This is a genomic window from ANME-2 cluster archaeon (assembly GCA_019429385.1).
Classification (GTDB): Archaea; Halobacteriota; Methanosarcinia; order Methanosarcinales; family Methanocomedenaceae; genus Methanocomedens_B.
Window position 1 is genome coordinate 1 of sequence record JAHYIS010000055.1, and the last position, 7657, is coordinate 7657.

At 47.1% G+C, this 7657-nt stretch carries 6 protein-coding genes; 1 reads left to right on the plus strand and 5 read right to left on the minus strand.

Features of this window, described 5'->3' with window-relative positions; translation table 11 throughout:
• From fen to metG, 5 genes are all read right to left on the minus strand, one after another.
• Positions 1–1013, minus strand: a 1013-nt coding sequence (gene fen, locus K0A89_12450; GenBank protein MBW6519293.1) for a flap endonuclease-1, incomplete at its 3' end; no start/stop codon positions are given.
• A gap of 20 nt (positions 1014–1033) precedes the next feature.
• Entirely contained in the window at positions 1034–2389 is a 1356-nt protein-coding gene (locus tag K0A89_12455) for a VWA domain-containing protein (GenBank protein ID MBW6519294.1), read from the minus strand.
• Positions 2386–3504 carry an ATP-binding protein gene (locus tag K0A89_12460; protein MBW6519295.1) on the minus strand — a complete coding sequence of 373 codons (1119 nt, stop codon included), beginning with the start codon at positions 3502–3504 and terminating at the stop codon, positions 2386–2388. The genes K0A89_12455 and K0A89_12460 overlap by 4 nt, the downstream gene beginning before the upstream one ends.
• Positions 3505–3517: 13 nt before the next feature.
• A complete protein-coding gene (locus K0A89_12465) occupies positions 3518–3934 on the minus strand; it encodes a hypothetical protein (GenBank protein MBW6519296.1) in 417 nt (138 codons plus the stop codon).
• A gap of 226 nt (positions 3935–4160) precedes the next feature.
• Positions 4161–6191, minus strand: coding sequence for a methionine--tRNA ligase (gene metG / locus K0A89_12470; GenBank protein ID MBW6519297.1), 2031 nt, complete (start codon positions 6189–6191; stop codon positions 4161–4163).
• Between the two features lie 217 nt (positions 6192–6408).
• Between metG and hisF the strand changes: the two genes are divergently transcribed.
• Positions 6409–7248, plus strand: coding sequence for an imidazole glycerol phosphate synthase subunit HisF (gene hisF, locus K0A89_12475; protein ID MBW6519298.1), 840 nt, complete (start codon positions 6409–6411; stop codon positions 7246–7248).
• The last annotated feature ends 409 nt before the right edge of the window (positions 7249–7657 follow it).

A 7657-nucleotide genomic window follows, 5' to 3' on the forward strand; every position in this document is an offset into this window, starting at 1 on the left:
AACCACTGGTCAAGTGTCTGTTGTCCTGCATCAGAAGCCTCTATCAACCGGTTCACGGCCCCCTTCACCCTTACCTCTGAAAAATCATGTTTACGGCAGAGAAAATCAGTTATTTCCGCCTCCTTCGGGGACTTCCAGGATATCTCATAATCCGAAGAGACCTCAGGGTAGAGGAATAGGTCTTTGATTTCCTGCAGGTTCTCAATGCCCACCCCCTTCTCGGCAAGTACGGCCTCAATACCACCATATTGCTTGACCAATTTCAGTGCCGTCTTGGGCCCCACGCGTTTCAGGCCGGTATTGTAGTCAGTACCCACTAAAAGGGCAATATCTATCAACTGTTCCCGTGTGATACCACTGGCATTAAGCCCCTCTGCAAGGTCAATGATCTCAGGTTTCACATCAATATAGATGTTCTTCCGTGGTAGTTTGCGCTTACCGGTAACAGTCAGGTTGCGCACCACCCTGGGTGCGCCAAATAATAGCGAATCATAGTCCTGCGATGCCGCAAAGTCGGCATCCCCAGAAAGTACCATGTGGGCGGCCTGTGCTTCCCCCTCCGACGGTGCCTGCACAACCGGTACCCCCATATATCCCAGCAGGGCTTTTGCATCCTCGACCATGCTCCCTTTCAGGTGTGAAGAAGCCTGGGCATGTACAAAGGCTTTTTCTTCCTCACCTTCGGCAATAGCATCCTGCCAGCGCTGCATGGCCTCATGCCGCGTATTGTTCCTGGCTTTCAGGGTCTGCGCCTTGAAACCGGGAGGTTTGCCGTCAAAGACAAATACTGGTTTGATACCAACCTCTATGAGGTTGGTGGTGCGGTATAAAAAGCCTGACAGGTGTGACGTTACTTCGCCACTGGCATTCTTGAGAGGTGTACCATCCCGCTGCCGGATAATACTTAAGAACTGGTACAGGGTATTATAAGCATCGACGGCCACAACCTTTCCGGCCAAATCGCTTAACTCAGTTTCGTGTTTTTCAAAAATATCGCCCAGTTCCACACCCATGTTCAAAGCTTCCTGCAACATTACACATTAGCAAAATACGTAGCCTCGTCCCTCTGGTCACTGATGGCCTTATACAGGGTTTCCTTGCTAAGACGGTCCGGGTGGTAATATCTCCCACCGGTCCCCTCAGAGATCTCAAATGCAAGTTCTGACCCCTCACTGCTCATATCCACTACGAGCAAGTGGATACCTTCATTGACGATATATTTTATAACTGTTGACAGTTCCCTGCGGATATTGCCTCCGACTTCCAGCGGCACGTTTACCTTGCCGTCAGTTACCAGAACCATTATGGGGATGGTGGACGGGTCCTTCCTTATCTCATTGTGCAGTCCATGTAACCCCATCAGTATACCAGATGCCAGCGGTGTGGTACCGCCAAAGGGGATTGTTTCAAGATACCGTTTTGCACGTTCCACGGAAGATGTAAAAGGCAATACCATCTCACCTTTTCGTCCACTGTAGGTAACAAGCGATACCCTGTCCCTTCGCTGGTAGGCATCTTTCAGGAGCGCTACAATTACGCTACGGGTAATATCGATCTTATCGATCTCATCCATGCTGCCGCTGGTATCCATTACAATGTTTATCAGGGTAGCAATACGTCTGCGGCGGACCTTCTCCCTGTAATCGCTCTTTTTAACCGTGATTCTCCCGCCCTCAGCATGAATGGCTGCTGCCCGAATGGTGGGAGCAATGGCAATATCTGTTACTTCTCCATCCGGGATCCGGGATTTCACATAGCGTCCACGTTTGCCTTTGGTCAATACTTCAGCCCTCCTGCCACTCTTCAGTTGACCGACGGCAAGTTTTTTCTTCCTTCCCCTGGCAAAGTCACTGAGGATTTTCCTGACCATGTTTTCATCAGATTTCTCAACAAGTTCCTTTTCGGGTATTTTTTCTTCAGGTATCATCTCACGTTTTTTGTGGGTGGGGGCCAGATGGACCGGTGCCTTGAATACCGGTGTAAAGCTGATCGGTGCAGAATATGTGGGTGTAATATGTTTTGGCGTGCGATGGTCCACTTTTTTAGGTGGTACTGGATAGGCACGGGTATTTTTAATCGTTTTTATCTCATCCAAAGCCTGTATTTTGGATAGCGTCCTCTGGTCAGTCTCTCCAAAAAGGTCGTAAGGGTCCAGCACAACATGTGACCGGTCGGCAATTATGTATGCATGTACTACTTCACCAGGACGTATCTGGTCGCTATACTTATCCAGCAGTTTTTTGATATTGTCAGTATCGTCCTTATTGAAGTCCTCGATATCGGTCTTTGGGATCCTGATTGCCAGCAGGGGTTTGCCCATATGGAATACCTTGATACCGTAGTCTGGTTTGAGGTTATTCCGCATCCTACCGGCAATGCTATCGTTCATTTATCCACCAGGCGTCTCAACTGTTCGACGCTGAACTCCTCCTCTTCGAACGGTCGCTTCCTCATCCTGTGGGGTAGCACCATCTCGGCAGCTTCCACAATATCCTCGTTGGTGACCCGGTCCCGCCCCTCAAAAGCCGCATTGGTACGGGCGGTTCGTTCGATCATGATATCTGCCCTGTGACCGTCCACATTGAACTCCACGCATATTTCGGCAATGGTCTGCAGGTTATCCCTGGTTGTAACAACGTTGTGCAGCATCTGTTGTGCTTTGACAATACGGGCATGCAGCCGGTCCTGTTCGGTCTGGAACTCTTTCCTGTAAGAGTCAGGGTTATCATTGAACCTGTTGCGTCCCTCGATGATCTCAACTCTCTGTTCAATGTCAGGTATACCCACCACTTCTACCTGAAGAGCTATCCTGTCAAGGAGCTGGGGTCTCAGTTCTCCTTCTTCAGGGTTCATGCTTCCCACAATAATGAAACCGGCGGGATGGCTTACACTTACCCCTTCACGCTCGACGGTATTGATACCCATGGCTGCAGCATCAAGTAAAGCATCAACCACGAAATCGTCCAGCAGGTTGATCTCATCTACATACAGGATGCTGCGATTTGCATCTGCAAGTATCCCTGGCTCATAAGCCCTGATGCCCTGGGTAACTGCTTTCTCAATGTCAAGACTGCCTACTACCCGGTCTTCGGTTGCTCCCACCGGAAGGTCGACCACTCTCATGGGACGTTTTTGGGTGGTAATGCTGCCTTCCTTTTGTCGTATCTGGCATTCCCAGCAGAATTTTTCCTCGTCATGGGGGTCGCAGCTATAGGTGCAGCCGGATACAACTTCAATCTCGGGTAGTATCTCGGCCAATCCACGAACGGCTGTGGATTTGGCTGTTCCTTTCTGGCCCCTGATAAGCACGCCGCCGATAGAAGGATTAATAGCATTCAGTATGAGTGCCCGTTTCATTTTCTCCTGACCCACGATGGCTGTAAAAGGGAACAGGACCCTATGGGTCTTGGTCTCTATCTTAGCTTTCAGTATCTGTTTGGATTCCTCAAGTTCCTCAACAACCGGCACTTCGTGGATATTACCGTGAATTGTATATTTTCCCATTTTCATCACCTCTCTAATAATAGTAATAGTACCTCAGCAATACTGTGGAAAGCAATGCCCCTACCAGACACAGCAATGAAATAATGAACGATGCGAATACTATTTTTACACGTGCCCCACGTTCTTTTATAGAAACAGCATTCAGTTCAAAAATTGACAGTATCATCGTAATGAAAAAGAAAATTGCTGATAATAGAAGAAGTGTTCCTACAACAAGTACAAAGTTAGCTTCAAATGTCAGGTTAGCCTCCGGATTCATAAGACTAATGAGAAAATCTTTACCCTTTACTTCATACGCGGTAGTCATCATCAATACCACATACAGTACACTGCCAACACCCATGAAAGCCGAAGTTATGGCAGTACTTAGTAATGTTACCAGTGTTCCTATGTCAGGAATGTCAAAGTTCATCTTCCATTCTTTATCCATTCATATCACCCGTCCGTCTTCATTGAATTCGTTTTAATAACGTATATATTTATATCTAGAATTACTCTTTTTTCCGACAAATATTTCATGTTTTTTATTAAAACTCGACAAATCAATCGAAAACATTATGAATAAGTATCACCAATTAGTAACTAATGGGGCAATAACGGCATCGTATCCATCCCCTCCGATCCGTCAAGCCCCATCTACTCTTCATATCTTCATTTTACCTTACACTGGTGCCGTTTTTGACTTTTCTTTCAGGATTTAACAGTACTGCACCATTTTCATCGGCAGCCATGATCATCCCATTGGATTCTACACCGAATAATTTGGCAGGTTTCATGTTGGCCAACAATACTACCTGCCTGTCCACTATTTCCCCGGGTTCGTGTGTCTGGGCAATACCTGCAACCACCTGTCTCGGTTCGGGTTCACCGATATCGACCTGAAGTTTCAGCAATTTATCCGAACCACTTATTTTCTCGGCCATGACCACAGTACCAATGCGGATATCCATGGTTTTGAAATCCTCAAATGTTATTTTCTCAACCTGTGTTGTTGCAGAAGGAGCTTTTTCTTCTTTTGCCTTTGCTTCAGCAACCCTTCTGTTCATTATTTTTTCCATCTCCTCGATCTTTTTGTCGTCAATCTTATTGAAAAGTATTTCAGGTTTAGGCAGTGACCTGCCGGATTCCAGTTCTACCAATGCTTCATCATAGGTCATATTGCTGACATCACCCTCCAGGCCCAGTTGTTCCCATGCTTCCTGCATCTTTGCCGGTATCACCGGTTCACATAGCAGTACCAGTGCTTTCGCGATCTGGATGCATTCCTTAACTATCCTGTTGCATGCATTGGGGTCCTGTTTTATCAGGTGCCATGGTTCATTTGACTGGAAATGGGTGTTGCCATAGGAAGAAAGGCCCATTATTATATCAGTGGCCTTTTTGAACTCATATTCGTCCATGGCTTCTATCACATTATGGATGGTCTTACGTATTTCATCAAGGATATCGGGGGAAACCTGTCCTTCGGGTACCACACCAAAATTATTATTGGCAAAATGCAGTGTACGGTACAGGAAATTACCCAGTGAACCAACCAGTTCGTTGTTCACTTTTTCCTGTAATACGGTCCATGAAAAATTTAATTCCTTTGTATGCGAGGTGTAACTGGCAAGGTAATATCGCAGCAGGTCAGGATGGAAGCCGTGGTCAAGGTAGTCTTCATTCACCCACACCACATATCCCCTGCTCTTGCTGAAGGTCTTGTCTTCGATCTTCACCATACCTGAAGCTATCACGGCCCAGGGCAGTGAATAACCTGCACCCTTCAACATGGCGGGCCAGAATATGCAGTGATGGTATGCTATGTCCAGGCCAATGAAGTGAATGATGCGGGAGTCGCCCTGCCATATTTGCTTCCAGTCCAATCCGGCAATGTTGCAATACTCTTCTGTGAACGAGATATAACCGATAGGTGCATCCACCCAGACATATACTACCAGGTTCTCATGCCCGGGAAACCTGACACCCCATTCAAGGTTGCGGGTAATACACCAGTCCTTAAGTTCATTTTGCACCCATTCCCTGGCATAATTACGGGCATTTGTTGTGCCTCCCAGGGTATCCAGGTATTCGAGCAGGAAATCCTTGAATGATGATAACTTGAAAAAGAAATGCTCTTGTTCACGGTATTCTGCCTTGCTCCCACAGACCTTGCAGATAGGGTCACGGATCTCTCCAGGCTCCAGGTGCCTGCCGCATCCCTGGTCGCATTCATCGCCCCTGGCCTGCGATTCACAGTAGGGGCAGGTACCTTCCACATACCTGTCAGGTAAGGACCGCTCGCAGTGGGGGCAGTAGGCAAGGTCTATTTTCTTTGGATATACATACTTATTTTCAATGAGCTTGTTTACTATCTCATTGGTGCGATTATGGTTTGCAGGGTCGTTTGTGCTGCCAAAAATGTCGAACTTTATCCCCAGTTTCTTAAAAACGTCGTTAAAGTGATGGTGATATTGTTCTATGAACTGTTCAGGCGTCGAGCCTGCTTGCTCAGCACTGACCACTATGGGTGTGCCGTGAGTATCTGAACCGCAGACAAAGGTTGTATCCTGGCCCTGTTTGTGCAATGACCTGACAAATATATCTGCAGGGATATATGTGCGCAGGTGTCCGATGTGGCACTTGCCGTTAGCATAAGGCAGTCCACACGTGACCAGCACCGGTTTAGTACTTGGGAAATTTGACATTGAATTGTTATCCTCCAGTATAGTATCAGTATTATAAGGTATAATTAATGTGATATGATACACAGGAATGTATTTTGGCTGTAAAATATGTTTCCCTGCTTGTCGATGGAAACTACAAGAAAATCCCTGCTACCCTCGGATTTACTTGAGCACATAGTATTATACTTTATGTACTAAGATAAAGTAATGAGTCGATGAAGTGCCCGAAGGTACACCGATGCTGACGAAACGAATAATACCCTGTCTGGATGTGACCCTTGATGAGGCGGGAGGCTGCGTGGTCAAGGGCATTGAGTTCGAAGACCTGCGCCGTGCCGGTGACCCGGTAGAGCTTGCAAAGGAGTATAATCGGCAGGGTGCGGATGAATTGGTATTCCTGGACATTACCGCATCCCATGAGGGTCGTGCCACCATGATCGATGTGATAGAGCGCACGGCTGATGAGGTGTTCATCCCGCTGACTGTTGGTGGAGGTATCAATTCGATACAGGATATTAAGACCATTCTGCGCTCGGGTGCTGATAAAGTCTCCATAAATACAGCCGCAGTAAAACGTCCGGCCCTGATAGGTGAATCTGCAAAGATCTTTGGCTCACAGTGTATTTTGACTGCCATTGACTGCCGGCGTAATATGGATATAAGGGATGATAAGGATAAGACCATCATAACGCTGGAGGATGGCACTGCTGCATGGTATGAGGTGGTAATATACGGGGGGCGCACGCCGACCGGTATTGATGCCATCCGTTGGGCCAGGCAGGCAGAGGGGCTGGGTTCGGGCGAGATACTGCTGACCAGCATGGACCGTGACGGTACGTATGACGGGTATGATATTCCCGTTACCATGGCGGTCTCTGATGCGGTGGATATACCGGTGATAGCTTCCGGGGGTGCTTCGGGGCCTGAGCATATGTACGAGGCGTTTGTAGAGGGACATGCTGATGCTGCACTGGCGGCAAGTATCTTTCATTTTGGTGAATATACTGTTGGAAGTGTGAAAGAATATCTGGGTGTGAGAGGGTTGTCTGTCAGGTCGGTACATGTGGCGGATGTGTGAAATTTGAGCTGCAATTCGACAATATGTGTACTCAATTTCGTTTGTCACAATGGAGCCGTTTGCTTGTTTTGGCCAAAAATTGACCACAAAAGATTTAAAAGGGTACACACTTATAGAACATTATAATCCATGTTATGACGGGATTACGAGGGTGATGAAACCACTGGCGGCAATTGTCGAACTTTTTTTGTTTGCAATAATGCAGGTGGAAGGTGACTCCGATAGGACGCTGATGGCGGTCCTATCAGTAACATGCGTTTATCACTCACACAATGAAACCCGCATCCGAGCGGGTGGATATATCCAAAAATGGAGGAAAAGAAATGAATAAGAAAATATCAGCAGTATTAATATCTGCGCTCATGGTGCTGACCATGTTTACAGCTTTGGTGCCTTCTGCATCAGCTGC